This is a genomic window from Pseudoalteromonas sp. NSLLW24 (assembly GCF_015864725.1).
Taxonomy (GTDB): Bacteria; Pseudomonadota; Gammaproteobacteria; order Enterobacterales; family Alteromonadaceae; genus Pseudoalteromonas; species Pseudoalteromonas arctica.
Window position 1 is genome coordinate 221,377 of sequence record NZ_JADYWQ010000003.1, and the last position, 19,076, is coordinate 240,452.

Consider the following 19,076-nt stretch of genomic DNA (forward strand, 5'->3'; position numbering starts at 1 on the left):
GTAAAGCTGATTTGACTTAGCTTTTATCAGCGGCTTGTTTATTTACAAATGATAAGTCGCTGCCATCTTCCTTCAACAATGCTTTAACTTCTTTTGCGGGTTTAAGCTCTTTTGAAATTAGTTCCGGCTCTTCTTTTTCAAAGCGCTGTTTTAAACTGCCTTCAATTACTGCACCTGCATCAATACTCAATGTATCGTGAAACACATCGCCATGAACATGAGCGCCACTTTGTACTTTTACTTCACTGGCATTAATTGAGCCAATAACTTTGCCTTTAACAATAACGCTTTTAGCTTCAACAATACCTTCAACAACACCCGTTGAGCCAATAACTAAATGCTCCACTTTTATATCGCCATCAATGCGGCCATCAAGCTGTACTTCACCTTGGCTAACTAAAGTGCCTGTAAGGCGTACGTCTTCAGAAATAATAGACGGAGTGTGATTTACTCTTTTTAAATTAGAGCTAACTGTTTTTTGTTTTTTTCTACCAAACACGAGAAAGCGCCTTTGTTATTTTTAGAGGATTGACTTGTTTACCGTTAAGTAATACTTCGTAGTGTAAATGAGTACCTGTACTTCTGCCTGTGCTGCCCATTAAACCGATTACATCATGTTTAGTGATTGATTGACCTTTTTTTACTTTAATTTTATTTAAGTGTCCAAATCGAGTCACTAAGCCATTTTTATGTTCAAGCTCAATAAAGTTACCATAACCACCATTGCGACCGGCACGAAGCACTACAGCGTCTGCTGGGGCAAATATCTCGGTTTTATGCCAACCGGCTAAATCAATTCCTTTATGAAAGGCATGATTACTATTCATTGGATCTTTTCTAAGACCAAAACTACTCGAAATATAATATTTAGCTTTAGCTAAGGGGAGGGTGTTTGGTAGTTCAGTTAAAAAGTTTTCTAAATTATTTAATGCTAATAACTTATCAACGATGGCTAAAAAGTGGCTTGGAATTTTTGTTTCGTTAAATGTATCAAGTGGGCCACCTTGTGCGGTTGTTTGGGCACTTAATATTAAGTGTTGCTCAAGCGCTGACTCAATTCCTGCGCCTTTGACCATAGCTAAAATGGCTTGATGACGTTCACTAATTTGGTTATCTAAATAGGTAAAGCTTTGCTCATAATGATTATTTAAGTTGGCCACTCTTGTTGCGAATGTAATTGGAACGATTAACTGTGCTTGTTTACCTTTTTGATTTTCATCGACTAATGGCTCATGAAATTCATTGCCATTTTCATTAATAGGTACATCAAGTTCTGTATCAAGCTTAATAACATCTTTGCTAATTGAAGCAGGAAGGGACTCTATCATGCTTTGCAGTAGCGCCTGCTTTTGCTCAAGTATCGCAAGTTGTTCTAATTGCGTTGCTTGCAGGGCTTGCTGTTCACTGACTTTTTGTTGCCAAAGTGTTTGCTTGTTTATTTGACTTTGTTCTATATCAGATATTTTATTAGTTTGTGTGTAAACACGAAAGCTCGAAATACTCAGCCAAATAAAAGTGGCTAAAATAAGCGATGCTACAAGAAGTTGAAACCAAGAGGCTAAAACAACATGCTTAACTTCGCCATTCTGGCGAATAAGTAGCTGACGAGCTGGGAAAAATTTATGATAAAAAGACTTTATAAATACTGACATGGCATATAAACACTGGCTATTAACCGAATTAAGATAGCAATTTGAGTTAAAAAAGCTAGAAAAAAATTGTAACTGTTCAAAAATTAATAAAAAAGGGCTGCTTTTAGTAAGCAGCCCTTTTAATAATTTTTTTAATACTCGTATTACTTTGTAGGCAGTACTGTGCTCTCTACAGAGCCAAAACCTATGCGTGCATAGCCTTCTTTTTCACACCAGCCGCGCATAATAACGTTATCGCCATCTTCTAAAAAGCTACGTTGTTCGCCATTGCTTAGCGTAATTTTTTCTTTACCGCCACGAGATAGTTCAAGTAAAGAACCCGCTTCTTCGTGCGTTGGACCAGACTGAGTGCCCGAACCTAACATGTCACCTGGCATAAAGTTACAGCCATTTACTGTGTGGTGAGTAACCATTTGTGCCACAGTCCAGTAAGAGTGCTTAAAGCTAGATGTTGATACACGCGTTGGGTTATGGCCTTCGCTACGCATTTTTTGCGTTTGGATTTTAACATCCATTTGAATATCAAAAGCACCTTGGTCGCGATTCGCTTTTGACTCTAAATAGTCCATAGGCTGTGGATCGTTTTCATCACGCGTCCAGCTTGTTCTATAAGGCGCTAGCGCTTCGGTTGTAACAATCCAAGGCGATACAGTTGAGGCAAAGTTTTTAGCTAAAAAAGGACCAAGCGGTTGGTATTCCCACGCTTGCAAGTCACGTGCTGACCAATCGTTAAATACACAAAAGCCAAATACGTGGTTTTCTGCATTTTCGATAGCGATTGCATCGCCCAGTGCATTGCCTTTACCTAAGTAAATACCTAGTTCTAATTCGTAATCAAGACGTTTACAAGGACCGAATGACGGCACTTCTGCATCAGGCGCTTTAGTTTGGCCTTTAGGGCGATGAAATGTTTGACCTGATACGTCAATAGATGAAGAACGACCATGGTAACCAATGGGTACCCATTTATAGTTAGGTAATAATGGGTTGTCAGGGCGAAATAAACTGCCTACGGCTGTAGCATGATAAATAGAAGTGTAAAAGTCAGTGTAATCACCGATACGACAAGGCAAAGAAAACTCTATATCAGATTGTGCAACAAGCGTATCCCTAAGTGCTTGTTGGTGCTCAGAGCCTGCTCTTAGTGCTTTTGAAAGGGCTAAACGCAGTGCTGACCAATACTGCCCCCCTAAACCCATAAATGTATTTAGAGTTGCTTCACTTGCTGCATCAGCGGCTGTTTTAGCGTCACCTGTTAAAACATTTAATTTACTCAGTTTTGCTAAATCAATTACTTGGTCACCAATTGCAACACCACCACGAAAGGCCTCATCAGACCCTTTACGGCGAAACTCTGCAAACGGTAAGTTTTGAATAGGGAAGTCGCAATTATCAACATTAGCTGACTCTACCCAGCTGGTTAAATTAATATCGTGGGTTTCGTTAATTAGGCTCATTACATTTCCTTTGGATTTTACTGTATGGCGACAAGGTATAGTTTATTTAATCATACTTGTACTTGGCGCCATACTTTTTAAATATTAAAACGACAAAAAGCAGCGAAGTTCGCTGCTTTTAATTTACTCAAATATTTTATAAAACGCCGCGACGCTCTTGGTCGCGTTCGATTGATTCAAATAATGCTTGGAAGTTACCTTCACCAAAGCCACCATCATCAACGCGTTGGATCATTTCTATAAAGATTGGACCAAATAAGTTTTTAGAGAAAATTTGTAATAAATAACAATTTTCACTTTGGCTATCTACGAGTATCTGGTGCTGACGAATTTTTTCTTTATCTTCAGCTACCCAAGGTACTCGGTCAAAAATAGTATCGTAGTACTCTGGGATAATATCTAAAGTGGCAATTGTTGATTTATCCAGCTTATCAAGAGAGCTTACTAAGTCATCTGTTAAAAACGCTAAATGTTGAACGCCTGGGCCGTTGTACTCACCAAGGTATTCATCAATTTGGTTGTTATCGTTACCTTTACCTTCGTTTATTGGAATAGAGAAGGTGCCACAAGGTGATTTTAGTGCATACGAAATAAGCGCTGTTTTTTGACCTTTAATGTCAAAGTAGCGTACTTCAGTAAAACCAAATACGTCTTTATAAAAGTTAGCCCATTTTTCCATGGTGCCTTTATAAACGTTATTGGTTAAATGATCGATTCGGATAAAGCCTTTATCTTCTACAACATTTTGCGTTTCTAAATCTTCAAAATCACTTTCGTAAATAGTGCCTTTGTCGCCAAAATTCTCAATAAAGTAAATTAGGCTGTCGCCAATGCCATAAATTGCAGGGTAAGGCATGTTTTTATGTGTTGAATCAGTGGCTGGTTTTGCACCACGCTCTACTGCAGTTTCAAATGCTTTTTGTGCATTCTCAACACGCCAACCCATTGAACAAATAGCAGGACCATGGCTTTTAGCAAATTCTGCAGAAAAACCTTCACGCTCGTTATTCAGTAAAAAGTGAATATCGTTTTGGTTGTAATAAACAATGTCTTTACCTTTGAATTTTTTAAGCTTAGAGAAGCCAAAATCAGTAAATACTTTATCCATATAATCAGCATCAGGTGTTGCGTACTCGGTAAATTCAATACCGACTAAACCTAAATAGTTATTTACTTCACTCATTATTATTACTCCCGCAATTAAGCACTGCGATTATGTGTTGTTGTCATATTGCAGTAGATAATCAACCAGATTTTTGATTTGGGGAAGGGGGAGGCACTATTTAGTGTGTAGTGTATGTGTAAATTTTATAGGACGGTTATTATAAAGTTACGTGTTTGTAATACAGTTAAGTAAAGTGAAGTTATACGCCATAGGATTGAATAGTGGTTTTTATTCTTAATTTGTTGTTTTTAAATAATAAAAAGGAGGGGGCACCTGCATGAAGCCTCCTTTTAGAATGAACAAGAAAAAGCTTAGTTGTATTTAATTATTTACACTTTTAGAGTTGCCACCAAAGAACTTGTTACGTTGCTCAATCCATTGGTTTGTTTTTATCGCTGGCGCAGCTTGATAGTGACGTTCAATCGTTTGATTTAACACTCGCGTTGGTTGCTCAAAGGACAACTTTTGTTGTGCGCCGCCCATACTTTTAATTTCACCGCGAGTCATAGCACGACCAGCATAGAGTAATGCATTTAAGTAACCAGGTCGGGTTTCGTAGTTGTTATCTGTAAATAACAGGATTGTTTTATCAAGTGCCCATCGACGGTTTATCTCACCTTCTTCTTTAACACCTTCGAGTTCACCATCTACGTATATTTCAAATACGCCATTTGTTGGTGCGGCATAAAATACAAAGGCAATACGATGCCAGTTACCTGGTTCAGTATCGCCAAAGTATCCACTATTGCTGGTTGCTTCACCGTACCCACCGTCTGGGCTTGCAAATATATCTGCGTCATCTGTATCGTAGTTTTCGGTATCTGCTTGGATTATTGCGCGGTAAATGTCGTTTGTTTCCAATGGCCAGTTTATATCCATAACTATTGTGTAGTCAGACACTAACCCGTCATCTTTAAAATCACCATTTGCAGCTGTGTTTAACGTAATTAATAGGCCTTCTGTTGGGGAGTGACGAGTAAAAGCCATTACACCAGAAGGACCATCAGTTAAATCCCCAATATTAAGATCAGTGGTTGTCTCATAGCGGGTGTCTTCTGGGCCCCAACCGTCATTTTCTGGGTCAAAGTAGCTTAAAACAGATGGGCCTGAGTCTGGAGTTAGTGGGTTTGTTGGATCGTCAAAGTTCCAAGTTGTTATATTTGCAACATCTTGGCAAGCATTAAGCTGTGTGTCTGTATCAAGGTGAAGACATTGAGTTGTTCTAAAGCGCGCGTATTGATCAAGTAGCCACCATGCTTCGGCAATTGGCTTTACATCATTAAAAGTAACACTGCTAAAAAATAAATCTGGATTAAGTGCCGGACCTTTAAATAAAGCGACATTATAATTTGTCGTTACTTGAATATCTTCTGGCTTTAACACAAACCAATCGGGTTGGCTGGCAATCATTGTGTTTAAATCAGTGCCTGTAACGGTTACTTGATACAGTGAATTAAAGCCAGGCGTGTTTGAAGGCTGTCTTTCAACATAAAATGCTTTGTGAAAATCTTCTTGTGTAACAGTGCCTGGCGTCCATCTTTTTTGTATAAGTTCAGGGTTAAGCAGCGCTGCGTTGATTGAGCTTGAATGTTTAGTTGCAAGTGCTGCTATTTCTGCAACTTCAAAACTACTTGGGTAGTTTTCTGAAATGGCAATTTCTGTATCAGCATCGGGTGCATATCGGCCCATTACTTCATCGATAGCTAGCTTGGTTTCTTCGTCAGGTTCTATAGATGTTCGCGTATCTACATGTTGATAATCGTAACGACTTAGTGCTTTATCTGCAGTATTAAATACTAAATTTAAATCGGTGACTCCGCGAGCATAAAATTCTGGTTGAATGACTAAAGCATTATTTTCAAGCTCTATAAAGTCTTCACCACCATGAGTATGCCCACCAAGCACTAAGTCTATACCGGGCACATTGGTTGCTATCTCAACGTCAGTTCCTTTACCTAAGTGGCTTAGCATTATCATGTAATCAACATCACCGCTGTATTGGCTTACAATACTTTGTGCGATTTGTTGCCATTTCCAACTCATTTTAAATTGTTTTATAAAGTCAGGAATAGGGTCATCTTCAATTGGCTCGTCAAGTTCATCCCATGGTACTGACGTCATCCCAAACACACCCAATGTTATGCAGCCAACCTGTACTTTAGCAAAGTCCACACCGCCAAAACTCTTATTTTGTTCTCCCTCAAATCGGGTATTACTGGCGAGTACAATGGCATTATCGTCTTGTGAAAACTCAAGCAGCTTTTCAGGACCCCATGCATAGTCATGATTCCCTAAAACACGTAAATCAAAAGCCATTAGCTTTACGGTTTCATCAGAGGCTAAGCCTTGTGATATTTGCTCTGCAACGGTCCCTTTTTCGTAATCATCGCCACCATCGGTAAATAATGTATGGGGTGATTCGCTTAGCGCTTTTTTATAATAAGCTTTAATGCGGCTAAAATATTGTTCCTGATACCCAAAGCGAGAATGCATGTCGGCAACGTGCACAAACCTTACAGATTGCTCTGTTGCATTTGCATCACAGGTTGGGCCAATATCAGAAAACGCGACAGTACGTTGCATTTCTATTGCATAGCTACCTAGTTGGTCTACTTGTGCGCTAACAAAGCCTTGCGATACCGTTGAATTAGTAATACTTGACCAAGAATCGCCGCTCAAACGCGCAATAGTTAATTGGCCGCCTAATACATAGTCGTCAGGTATTTTTATAGTGATTGTCATTGAGCTAGAAAGTTGGAGTGTATTCGGGGTAAGCGTATGTATATCTGAAATGATATTTTTAGCTTGATTATTCTCATCAAGGACTAATTTTTCGTAGGTTATTTCAGTATCGTTAGCCACTATTTCCCCAGGGGCATTGATAGTAAAGTTACCTTCATCTAATGACGTTTGTAAGCCATTAGCATTGGTAATAATTAAGCCACTAGGCTCAGGTTCTACAGGATCATTTGGATTTACTGTAACTTGATCTTCGGCTCCACCACAGGCAGATAAAAAAATAAGGAGAAATGCTATTAGAGTGGCACGTAATAATGTTAATGAATGCATATACTGCTGTCCCTGGGTCTATTGAATAATCAATCAGGACATAATATCAGTTAACGGGGGCAGGGCAAAGTTGAATAAAAAAATTCCCCCATAGAGGCTATGGAGGAATGTTTAGGTTATGTTGTTATATTAAAATAAACAACAATTAAGAGACTTTCTCTTCTAACCCTTGTTTTTCCCATACTTTAGCTTTAAAGGTCATTAGTACTAAGACAGCACCAACACCAATGCTAAATAATGCAATTTGTAAGTATAAGTTAGGAATTTCAGAAACATTATTCGGATCGAAATTACCAGCAAGTAAACCCGCAATAATATTACCAATCGAGTAAGTTAATACAAATACACCCATCATTTGACCTGTGTAACGTCTAGGCGATAACTTACTTACAGCACTTAACGCTACAGGGCTTAAACAAAGCTCACCCACTGTATGTAAAAAGTACGTAGTAACAAGCCAGTAAGGCGCTACTTTTAAACCTTCAGCTGCGTAATGAGCCGCCATAAACATAACTAAAAAGCCAGATGCCATGATAATTAAGCCAATTGCACATTTAACGCTGTAGCTAGGTGACACTAAGCTTTTAGATAAGTTAATCCAAAGTGCTGCAAAAAATGGCGATAAAGCAATAATAAACAGTGAGTTTAATGATTGAAACCACGTTGTAGGGATTTCAAACGTACCAATAAATCGGTCGGTGTAATCACGGGCAAATAGGTTTAATGAAGAACCGGCTTGTTCAAAGCCAGACCAAAAACATGCAGAAGCAATACAGACTAAAAATAGTGCCCACATTCTTTGTTTTTCGGCATCGGTTAATTTACCTGTAAAGTAAATAACACCAAAATAAACAAAAAAGATAATAGTAAATACAATCGCTGTGTAACCTGCAACCACTGTTGGATTGATTACAATTGCGCCGGTCATTGCAGCCGTAGTAACTGCAGCAGCTGCAATTACAAATGCAGCAATACCAATCCATGCACGTGAAGTACCTTTAGGACCAAGTGGATTAGCAGGTAAAGCGCTGTGCTCTGGTAAGTTATTAAGTGTGAGTTTGTACTGAACTAAACCAATGGCCATACCGACAGCTGCCGCACCAAATGCCCAGTGCCAGCCTACGTTCTCCATAAAGTAACCACATACGTAGTAACCGATTAAAGAACCCATGTTAATACCCATGTAATAAAGAGCGTAACCGCCATCACGACGCTCATCTGTATCACTGTATAGTTGGCCTACCATTGCACTGATATTTGGTTTTAGCAAACCAGTACCTGTTGCTACAAATATTAAGCCAATGAAGAAAGAATAATCATGTGGAATAGCCAAAATAATATGGCCAATCATAATAATTATGCCGCCATACCATACTGCTTTTTGACCGCCAAACAATCTATCAGCTAGCCAACCACCAGGTAAGCCTAAAAAGTATACTGCGCCCGTATACAAACCATAAATTGCAGCAGCTGAGGCAACAGTAAAGGCAAGGCCTTCTTCTTGTAAGCTTGCTGTCATGAATAATACGAGCATAGCTCGCATACCGTAATAACTCATTCGTTCCCACATTTCAGTGAAGAACAATGTCGAAAGTCCTTTAGGGTGGCCACACCAACCACTATCTGGAGCTGAACTCATATTTACTTCCTAACTTTAAGAATTGTTGTAATGGCCTTATAATTTTTTGCTTTAGCTATTTTAGAATTTGTAACCACTAAAATGCTCGACCATCAGTATATTATTTGTAGCTAAGATAATGATTTGCTATATGGCAGTAACACCACAAGGTAAGAGACACACCCTTATCCTAGTTACAATTGCGCTCAAGTATACATATACCTTAGTGCTAGGGGAAGTGTTCGCGGTGTATCACCTTATGCCAAGTTAAAACTCAGCATAAGGAACAATAGGGGTGCCTGGAAACTCAAGTGTTCCGTACACAGGATTAAAGTAGTAACGTATATAAAGCTGACCAAAATTTGGTTCGTAAAAGTCAGAACGATCGATGGCTAAGTAACCACCAAAGAACCAATTCGGCGTTATTCTATACTCAAAACTACCTTCAATATTATATGAAACACCAGAACTTGTTTCACCTTCAAATACAGGATCAACACCTGTTATTGACTCTCTATCATATGCAGCTATTTGCAAATCGCCATCATTAGGGAAGAAATCAATAGATTGAGTTTTTGTTTGCGAGTACGAAACACCGGTTTTTAATCGATAAACAAAATCATCTCCCCAACGCGCGTCATAAGTGAGTGGCACAGATAAACCTACATAGTTTTGTGGGCTGTAATAACCACCATGACCCCATGTTTCTTCACTTAAATTATACTTGTATGCCCAATGTAATAAGCTAGCGCCTGCGGTGAATTCACGCTCTTGATTGCTAATTACACGGTAATAAGTACCGCCCATCATACGATAGCGTTGGTTGTCTTTTACATTTTGGCCTTTATATAGGGTAAAGTCGGCGCTTGACCAAAAACCCCATTTTCCGCCTAAGTCGTGTGATACATTAGCAGTTAGGCCTGTAGAGCGAACACCACCCCAAACTTCACCTGTTTTTACATCTTTAAGACCTGCATAAGAAAGTACTGAGCTCGTAACTGGGCGTTTTTCAAGTTCTAGGCTGTATCCAAAGTCGCCAAAACTGTCTGCGTAATTTACACCCCATACAATGTCTTCAATTAAAAAGCCAAGTGGGGTAGTGCCTACATCTACACGCCAGTTTTCGTTTTGCCAACCAATACCTATATCTACACCACTTTCCTCAGGTGTTACTTCATCGATTGAACAGGTAAAAATACACAGTGCACCTTGTCCATAGCGGCTGCCAGCAAATTGCTCATCAAAGCGCGTTGTTTGTGCGCTAATAGTAGTTGGGTCTACTTTAATAAACCCTTGGCCTTGCCAAAGCGGAAAGTAAGCTTCAATCGGGACTAAGCCCGCACCAAGTGTTGCTTCGCTTTCGGTGCTTGTTTGCCCACTAAAGTTAACACCAATAGCAATGTATGCTTGGTTTTTGTTTTGCTCGTTTATTAGCTCTCTTTTAGCACCGTTTACATACCATTCATCGTTTTCATCTATTTTTGAAAGCGCTCCGTAAAGCTCTTTTTCATTTAATGTACGATTAGGAAATAGGGTTTGCGTGTACCAAGATTGTGCTTGTTCGGTTTCGTTGAATTTGCTGGCTACTTGAGCGCCTAAATAACGTAGTTCTTGATCGTTGGGTGACTTTTCAACAAGTTGCTTAGCTAAGTAAAGTGCATCCCCTGAGTAATTAAACTCATTGAGAGATGACATGATTTGGCGTTGCAAATAACCTTCTTGCGATGTGGTTTGCGTAATCGCTTTTTGCGTAACTTCTTTTGCTTGAAAGTCGTCCCCAAGTTCTATGTATGCATTAGCAATAGCGAGTAGTGCTTGAGGCTCAATGGTTTGTTTATTTTGTACTTTTTGCTGGTACAAAATAACGGCCGCTTCGCGTTGTTCAAGTGCTAAATTTGCATTAATAAGAGCAGTAGTTGTTGCTGGAGTATTTTTATATTTTTGATCCAGCTGGTTAAGCTTAGCGATTAAATCACTACCATTGTAATACTGAGTAATATAGCTATTTTGTAGCTGTACATATTGAGTTGTTTCGTTTTCAGTTGCGCTCTCTGGTAATACGTACTTTTCAAACCATTGCTTCGTTTTATTTTCATCACCTTGCTCTAAAAGCCACTCACCATAAAGTGTATGCCAATAAGCAGAAAGAGAAGGCTCAGCTTCCAGTGCTTTGTTTATAAGTTTTATAGCGTGTTTTTTTTCATTAATTCGATACCAGCTTCGCGATAACTCTGCCTGCATAGCGGGTGTTAAATTTTGTGCCTCTAGGTTGCTTAAATGATAGATTGCAGTGGCTTTATCTTTAGCATCAAGGTGGCGCTCACTTTGTGTTAAAGACTCATTAAGTTGCAGCTGCTGTTCAAGCGCAATAATGTCTTTATCTCTGGATTTAAATGGAATGTACTGCAATGTTTTAATAGCACCTTGATAGTCATCAAGAGAGCGTAAAAAAAGCGCGTGGCTGTAACGAATCTGAGGGTTTAACGGAAATTGCCACAGCACATTATTAAATAAAGCGCGGGCCTCTTCTGTCAGCCCCTTTTGTTGGTATATAAAGGCTAAATCGTAGTATAACCAAGGCTGTTCTGGCGCTATTTCAATAGCGTCTTTTAGTACTTTTTCGGCTTGCTCTAAATCTCCCGACTGTGCAAACGTATTTGCCTTTGCGCGGTACTGACTACTTAAAGATACAGAATAAGATTCTTTAATTAGTTTCTTTTGATTAAACGATAAACTGTTGTAAAAAGAGGTTAGGGCTTTTTCATTCTGCTCTAATTCAGCTATTTCAAGTAGGCCTATTAAAGCGCTGCTATTAAGTGGATCACTTCTTAAAACAATTTGATATGTAAGTGCAGCCTGTGAATATTGCCCTTGAGCAAATTGTAATAAACCTTTGTTATATATTACTGTATTAGTTTCTTGTTCTAAGGTGGCTGCTAAATCAAGCTTAAGCTTAGCCGTTTTAAATTCTTTATTATTAATGGCATTTTTAGCTTCGCGTATATAAAGCCAAAGCTTAGCTGTTTTTGCTAATTCTTGTAGTGTTTCACGTTCAGCGAACTCAGTTGTGTACTTTTGTGCACGAGTAAAATATTGATACGACTTTTGGTTTTCACCAAGGCGTAAATAGAGTGTGCCAAGGCTTCGCATTATAGCGCCGTCTTGCGGTCGGCCTCTTAAAGCTTTTAAAAGTAAAGGCTCTGCGGCAGCAAGTTTATTTTTCTCAAGTAATCTATCGCCCCTAACCCAAAGCTGATAGGCGGGGTCGGCAAGAAGTGTTTGACGTTTTTTATAATCTTTTAGAAAATCTTGGTATTGTAATTCACCTTTACTACTAAAGGGATAAAGAGTGAAATAGCGCTGATACTGCTTAACTGTATCATCCGTTAAGGGCATTTCTAGCAAAGCACTAAGCCAAATATATTCTACTTCATTAATAAAAGTAGGGCCTGCGCCATATTTACTTAAAATATCAATCGCTTTTTTATCTGTAAGATTACGCCTAAGTAGGTGACGGGCATAAGCAATTTCTATCTGCGCAATACTTGGGTAGCTTTGAGCTAATTTATTATAGCCTTTTTTAACACTTTCCCATTGGGAGCTATCTTGTCCATACCAGCTTAAATGCTCAAGCTCGTAATCTAATGTAGGGTAGACGTTTTTAAAAATATTATTATAGATTTCGCGAGCTTGTTCATAACGACCCGCGCGAGCCAATAATTTAGCTTGCTGAATTGAAGATTTGTCTTTTCCTTCAGTACGCGAAAGGACTTTTAGCTTTTCAACGCACGGAGCTTGTTTGGTAAGCCCATTATCTATTTTACTTAGTAATTGGTTGGCTTTCGCTGATTCGCCATTGGCAAAATCATAACGCGCTACTGCGCACTGCGTTTCTATTCGGGCAGGGGCAATAGCGACTAGCTTTCGTAAGCTATCTTCAACTAGTTTTTTATTTTGCTGTGCTTCACCAATACCTATTTGGCTTAGTAACCAATCAACAGATTGCGTATCAATATCGTTGACTGTGTTAGCGCTCAATCCAGAGCTAAGCGCTAATGTGCAAGCGAGGGCAAACCTTAACGGCATTCAGTGCTCCATACCGGTTGTAGCGTCCCATCTGCTGTAATTGAAAAACGCTTATTTAAAGCACTTGTACCAAACAAGTTAAGCACGCTGTCGTAATAACGAGTCTGGGTAAATGATTTATCAATCATTAGTTTTTGCTGAATAGCCATTACTGTAGAATTATCGTTATTAGTCGCTAGTAAAGGTAATAGAGCTGAGTTAAAGCCTAGAGGGCCTCTTTTTTCAGACTTTCCTGATTTAGCAAAAGTATTTAAAGGCACGTAACCACGTTTATTAATTGTTTCTATAAAAGGGTTAAATTGTGCTAATAGCTCTTTTTTATAAGGTGCGTTGTCTGCCATCATACTTGCCCATAAATACACTCTAATAGCGTTGTAACTGCCCAAGTCGCTCGTTTTTTTATCGTAATAAAAGCCGTTATTTGCATCAAACATTACCCAGTCAGGGCTAACACCTTGCTTTGCTGTATCTAAAATCAACTTTGCTGAGCCTTCGTGCAGTTGATGCCAAGGCGAGTGTGGATAAAGCTTTTTAAACTGCTGATAAATAAATAACGGTGAGTAGCTTGGGTTTAACTTAAAACGCTCATTATCAAATTCAAAACCAGTAGGGGCGGGTAGTAATGATAAACCTAGGCCCGAAATATAGGCGGTTTCTTCACGCATTATTCGCTGTGCAAGTACGGCTGCTAATATGCTGTAGCGGCGGTCATCCCAAAGAATAGCAGCTTGCGATAAACTGTATGCTATCCATAAGTCAGAATCAGACGCTGGATTTGAATCTAAAATTCCGCCAACATTTTGATTGTTAACACCCCATTGCCATGCCGGTAAACGAGTGCTTAAATCACCTTCTGATAAATGTTCTTGCGTCCAATCCAGGACTAGGTCAAACATTGCTTTGTCATTTGCTACGACAGCAAAAAATAAGGCATAAGATTGGCCTTCAGAGGTTGTGACTTTTTGCTCACTCCCCAAATCAATAACGCGACCATCTTGGCTTATAAAGTTACTTTTAAACGTTTGCCATGCATCCCATGGTTGGCATTGCTCTATTTGTGCATTGGCATTAAAGGTAAATAATGCAATCACGGTAAAAAATACATTAATGAGTGACTTCATTACTTATCTCCTTCAGCTAAGCGCTTGTATGTTAATGCTTGTAGTAATCGCCATATAATAAATGAGATCAGCAGTAGTGTTAAAATAGACAATAGTGCCAGTACAAATGGGTGATCCGATAAATGGAACCAAATTAGGGTATGCACAGGAATGTGACCAACAAAATATTGTTCATCAGTTTTAATTGTCTTAATGCCTTGAGAATTTATGACCGCAGCACTGCCTTTAATTTGCGCAAGAGCTTCTGAACTCATTAACGCATCATCAAGTAGAGTAAAGGCTTTTTGTGATGTTGCACTAAGCGATACAATTGAACGCTCTGAATCAAACGGTGATTGAAAGCCAGTAATAACGGCCATATCACCACTACTTTTTATACTTACTTGGACTTTATCTGTTGTTTGCTCATCGTAAGCACCATTGTATATAGCTTGTTTAATAGCGCGCTGATTATTATCAAGCAAGATATTAGTTTGCGCATCTTCATCTAAGTTGTTAGCAATGCTATTAGGTTTGGCGATTACTAAGATGTCTTTATCATCTAAGTTGGCATCTTCATTTAAATGAGCAACACTTATTCTATGAGCGGGGTAGCCTGTAATAGCACCAAAGTGGCCTGTTAAATTAAACAATACAGATAGTGCTTTAGGTGATGGAACTTCATCTATCAATACTAAAGTTTGTTGTAAGTCTGCGTATTTTGTAAATGGGAATCCGCTGTTTGCAAATACATTTAAATCAGGTAAAGCCATGTAATGATCAAACCCACTTACATCAATGTTAGAGTTTCCATCAATTACCCCGTACTCGCCACCAGGTGGAGCAACGGCACATTCGCCTTTTTTAAGTACTGCAAATCTAAAGTCAAAATTTAACTCATTTCGGCTGGCAAGATTAATACCGTCTAATGAAAAGTCTTCAGCGCTTTGCGTTGTATCTGTATTAGCAATTAAAGGCAGCAACGTTTTAGCGGTAGTTAACGATGAGTCTTTTTTATCAAGTAAAAAACCACTTATAAATTCTTGGTTTATTAACATGTTTAAACGTGAATTTAATGTTTCGCTCTCTGGCGTATTACGGTATTGCAAAGTAATAGGAATACCTTTTTCACGCCAAGTAAATAAATCAGGTGCAAAACGAACATTTAATTTTATAGGGCCGTTGTTAAGACCCTCAGCTTGTAACTGAGTTGGGTAGTCAATAAGCTCGTCAAAGTGCACGGGACGATCGTTTCTTAGCCATCTCGGCGCATCATAAGCTTTACGCAGTGGGAGTTTGTTAATTGCCTCGATGCTTGCACTTCGGCCAGTCATAATTTTATGACCAAATACAAGACCAGTGACCGCTGTTTTTAAGTCTTTTTCATCACGCCCCAAAATTAACAGCATTTTATTGTATCTGTGAATAGGGCTTGAAATTAGCTCGACAGTTGGCTTTTCAACATCTGGATAATCTTTTAAAAAATCAGGTTTTGAGTCATTAGTAATAAACACCACGCTATGCTGCTCTGGTGCTTTATTTAAAACTACTGGAAAGTTAGCGCCACGCCAGTCAGCTTGTGCGCCAAACCAACTAGATAAAGTGGCTGCAGCTTCTATTGCTTGTGTATTAGGTGTGTTTGCAAATACAAAAGGTAAGTTTAATTTGTTGTAATCTTTAGCATCAAAAAATGGTTCTGGTAAATATTCAAGGCGGCTATCAATTGCTAACTGTTTTTGATCAAGCGTGATGTGGCTTGATTTGTTTATTTCAGTCCAAATTGAGCGGCTAAAGTAATCTTGGCATCGTAAATCGTAGTAGCCAACTAGTTCAAAGCGAATTTGGTTGTAGTCTTGAATGTATTTAGCATTTAGGTCTAGGCTATGACTTACCGTATTTTTTACAATACTTAATTGCTCATTAATAGGTAAAACAGTAACTAAGTTATCGTTAAAATAAACTTTTAAATGCGATACATTAGCCAGCAATGAAGGTGAGTTGGTGTACGAAAAGTTAAGCTTTAGATTAGTGCTTAATTTATCAATTCTATTTGTGAAATCGACTCGAGAATTATTATTCACGCCGTCGAGTTTATAGTCGTTGAACCCTAACTTTTCAAAGCTAAGACGTAAACTAGAAACCTGAGCGCTCTCAGGGTAGCCATTTACAAACATAGTTTTGTCGTGCATAGGCTCGATAGCGAGCACTTGATATGCGCTACTAATAAGTAACAATGTTAGAAATGTATTAAGTAACTTTTTAATCATAATTATTATGCACTATCGGTTTTTTTGGAGTAAATGAATTTATGTAAATGACAGTATTAGTCATAAACTTAATTATAGGTTGTAACGCTCTTGGGGCATGAAACAATAAATTACTAAAGCCCCGTAAACTGGTTTTTTGCACTTCTTTGAAGCTATACGATGGACGGTCATGTCTAAAGTTATTTTGCCAATCTAGCCAAGCATCTGCTCTGGAGAAAGTACATTGTATAAAAGCTCTTTGCTTTTCGAGAGATAAATCTTTAAGTGTAAGGCCAATTTGTTTTTTACGGGTATTACATACATAAGTTGTAAACGAAAATTGCTTGTTACCGCGACTCATTAATAATTCAATTTTATCGTTAACGCGGCATAAATGTGCGTGTTCAGTCTCTATACCTACACCGTTATCTGAATAATCCGTTATTTTTACTTTTAAAGTATGACCATTTGCTAAACGAACGCCGGCAGGAAAGTTTGCCTTTATACGATGCGAGTGCCTCACTTGGCGAGCCTCAGCAGCAACCGCAACCGCAGCACCCAAAATAATAATATTATAAAAAGCCCAACCCATACTTATTATAAGTACGCCAATCTGGCTTGAATCACCTAAAAACAGACGTAATACACCCACTATTATTCCAAGTAAGTTAATAAGTAAGAGAATTAAATACGGTTTAGAAATCCCCCAGTCGTAATGCTCTTCATCATTTAAACCGCCTTTTTCGGTTACGTTAAATTTACCTTTATTAGGATTAAATAAAGCAACGGTAGTTGGTTTTAGTATGTACCAAGCAAGTACTGACTCATACACTTCACCCCAGAAAGAGTAACGGTATTTACCTTGAATACGTGAGTTAGTCGCTTTTATTTGAATTAGTGTCGGTACCACATAGATAAAAATAGCAATAAAAGGAGCATAAATTATGTAGGCATTAAAATATATTAGCGCTAAAGGAGCTGTTAAAAATACAATACGAGGAATACCCGATAGGAAATGCAGCATTGCGTTTATATAGCATAATCGTTGAGGGATGCTTAAACCTTTACCCATCAATGGGTTATCAAGCCTAAATATTTGTGCCATACCACGCGCCCAGCGAATACGTTGGCCTATATGCGCTGACAAGCTGTCGGTAGCAAGGCCTGCGGCTTGTGGGATGTTTATATATGCAGTTTTATAACCTGCGCGCTGCATACGAAGGGCCGTGTGAGCATCCTCAGTTACTGTTTCAAATGCAAAACCACCAATGTTATCAAGCGCTTCTCGTTTTAATACGGCACAAGAACCACAAAAGAAGGTTGCATCCCACATGTCGTTACCATCTTGAATCAATCCATAAAACAACATGTTTTCGTTAGGGATTTGACTGTGGTTATTAAGATTTCGCTCAAATGGATCGGCAGAAAAAAAGTGATGCGGTGTTTGGACCAAACACACTTTACTGTCTTTTAAAAACTGTCCCATTGTCATTTGTAAGAACGAGCGAGCAGGAACGTGGTCACAATCAAAAATTGCGATATATTCGCCATCGGTATAACGCATAGCGCTATTCATATTACCGGCTTTAGCATGATTGTTATCCGAACGCGCTAAATAACCCACTCCAATCTCGGCTGCAAAATCCTTAAACTCTGAGCGCTTACCATCATCTAATATATAAACATTTAGCTTGTCTGCAGGCCAATCGATACTTAAAGCAGCGAGAGTAGTGGGTCTTACAACGCTTAACGGCTCGTTATAAGTTGGAATATATACATCAACAGTTGGCCATAGGTCAGTGTCTTTAGGTAAAGGCACTGGTTTTCGCTCAAGCGGATTAACTGTTTGAAAAAAACCTAAAATCAGTACAAGCCATGCATATGTTTCAGCAAGTAGTAAGCCGCCACCTAGTGCAAGTGCAAGTGGATCATCCCAGTTTAAAGTCTCAGTGTAACGCCACCATAAGTAACGAGAAGAGGTAGTTACTGACAAGGTGATCATGACAATGGTTGCCATTTGGCCTTTTACTCGTTTAAGTGCATACGCAACTAATAAAATAAAGCTTATAAATACGGCTTGAGCTTCCAAGCTAAAAGGAATTGTAATGAATATTGCTAATAAAAATAAAATAAACGCGAGGATGACGTATTTAACTAATTTATTTTGCCATACACGTGCATCAGCCATGGCTTTAAATGCACTTTTTTTAGGGCCTTTTTTGTTTTTTGATAGTAGGCGTTTTAATAATTTACCTAACTTTAAATCAAACCAACGTAATTGCCTTAAAAGGTAGCTAACGCCATCATAGAAATAATTAACTGCATCTTCTTTTACTGAACTAGATTTAAGCTGGTTTTTGAAAAACACTAAAAAAACACTTTGAATAATAAAGCGTAATATATTTGAGTAAATATAGGTTCGGTAAGGCAACCTTAAATGAGGGTAGTAGTCATAAAGGGTAAACTCAAAGCTGATTTTATGCTGTTTAATGTTTATAAATAGCGAGCTTAAAAGCGTAATAAAAGGCATTAAGAAAGCTTCAATTACATTTACTTTATGTTGATTAAAGTAGCTATGAAACTTGAATAAAATGTACCGAACTAACTTATCAGTAAATAAAATGCTCAGCAGCAAGTATAAAGTGCTGTGAATAGGGCGCTGATAAAATAGTGTAATGCTCAT

At 38.5% G+C, this 19,076-nt stretch carries 10 protein-coding genes; all 10 read right to left on the reverse strand.

The window, feature by feature from the left end; genetic code table 11:
- Positions 1–16: 16 nt before the first annotated feature.
- On the reverse strand, positions 17–499 hold the full coding sequence (locus tag I6E72_RS04270) for a bactofilin family protein (RefSeq protein ID WP_024607173.1): 483 nt from the start codon (positions 497–499) through the stop codon (positions 17–19).
- The gene (locus I6E72_RS04275) at positions 489–1,652 is read right to left on the reverse strand and encodes a M23 family metallopeptidase (protein ID WP_165721313.1); all 1,164 of its coding nucleotides are present in this window, start codon (positions 1,650–1,652) and stop codon (positions 489–491) included. Before I6E72_RS04275 ends, I6E72_RS04270 begins: the two co-directional genes overlap by 11 nt.
- A 143-nt stretch (positions 1,653–1,795) precedes the next feature.
- Positions 1,796–3,109 (reverse strand): fumarylacetoacetase, encoded by a 1,314-nt coding sequence (gene fahA / locus I6E72_RS04280; protein ID WP_165721314.1) that lies wholly within the window; start codon positions 3,107–3,109, stop codon positions 1,796–1,798.
- 136 nt (positions 3,110–3,245) lie between these two features.
- Positions 3,246–4,292: a 4-hydroxyphenylpyruvate dioxygenase gene (hppD, locus tag I6E72_RS04285; RefSeq protein ID WP_024589439.1), complete on the reverse strand. Its 1,047-nt coding sequence runs from the start codon at positions 4,290–4,292 to the stop codon at positions 3,246–3,248.
- 303 nt (positions 4,293–4,595) lie between these two features.
- Positions 4,596–7,343, reverse strand: coding sequence for a metallophosphoesterase (locus tag I6E72_RS04290; protein ID WP_197111163.1), 2,748 nt, complete (start codon positions 7,341–7,343; stop codon positions 4,596–4,598).
- Positions 7,344–7,488: 145 nt separating this feature from the next.
- The gene (locus I6E72_RS04295; protein ID WP_007581335.1) at positions 7,489–8,982 is read right to left on the reverse strand and encodes a peptide MFS transporter; all 1,494 of its coding nucleotides are present in this window, start codon (positions 8,980–8,982) and stop codon (positions 7,489–7,491) included.
- A gap of 246 nt (positions 8,983–9,228) precedes the next feature.
- Positions 9,229–13,047 (reverse strand): cellulose synthase subunit BcsC-related outer membrane protein, encoded by a 3,819-nt coding sequence (locus tag I6E72_RS04300; protein ID WP_197101496.1) that lies wholly within the window; start codon positions 13,045–13,047, stop codon positions 9,229–9,231.
- Positions 13,038–14,168, reverse strand: coding sequence for a cellulose synthase complex periplasmic endoglucanase BcsZ (bcsZ, locus tag I6E72_RS04305; protein WP_010555125.1), 1,131 nt, complete (start codon positions 14,166–14,168; stop codon positions 13,038–13,040). The genes I6E72_RS04300 and bcsZ overlap by 10 nt, the downstream gene beginning before the upstream one ends.
- Complete coding sequence (bcsB, locus tag I6E72_RS04310) at positions 14,168–16,414, reverse strand: cellulose biosynthesis cyclic di-GMP-binding regulatory protein BcsB (protein ID WP_101217795.1); 2,247 nt, start codon at positions 16,412–16,414, stop codon at positions 14,168–14,170. Before bcsB ends, bcsZ begins: the two co-directional genes overlap by 1 nt.
- Entirely contained in the window at positions 16,407–19,076 is a 2,670-nt protein-coding gene (gene bcsA / locus I6E72_RS04315; RefSeq protein WP_007581342.1) for a UDP-forming cellulose synthase catalytic subunit, read from the reverse strand. The genes bcsB and bcsA overlap by 8 nt, the downstream gene beginning before the upstream one ends.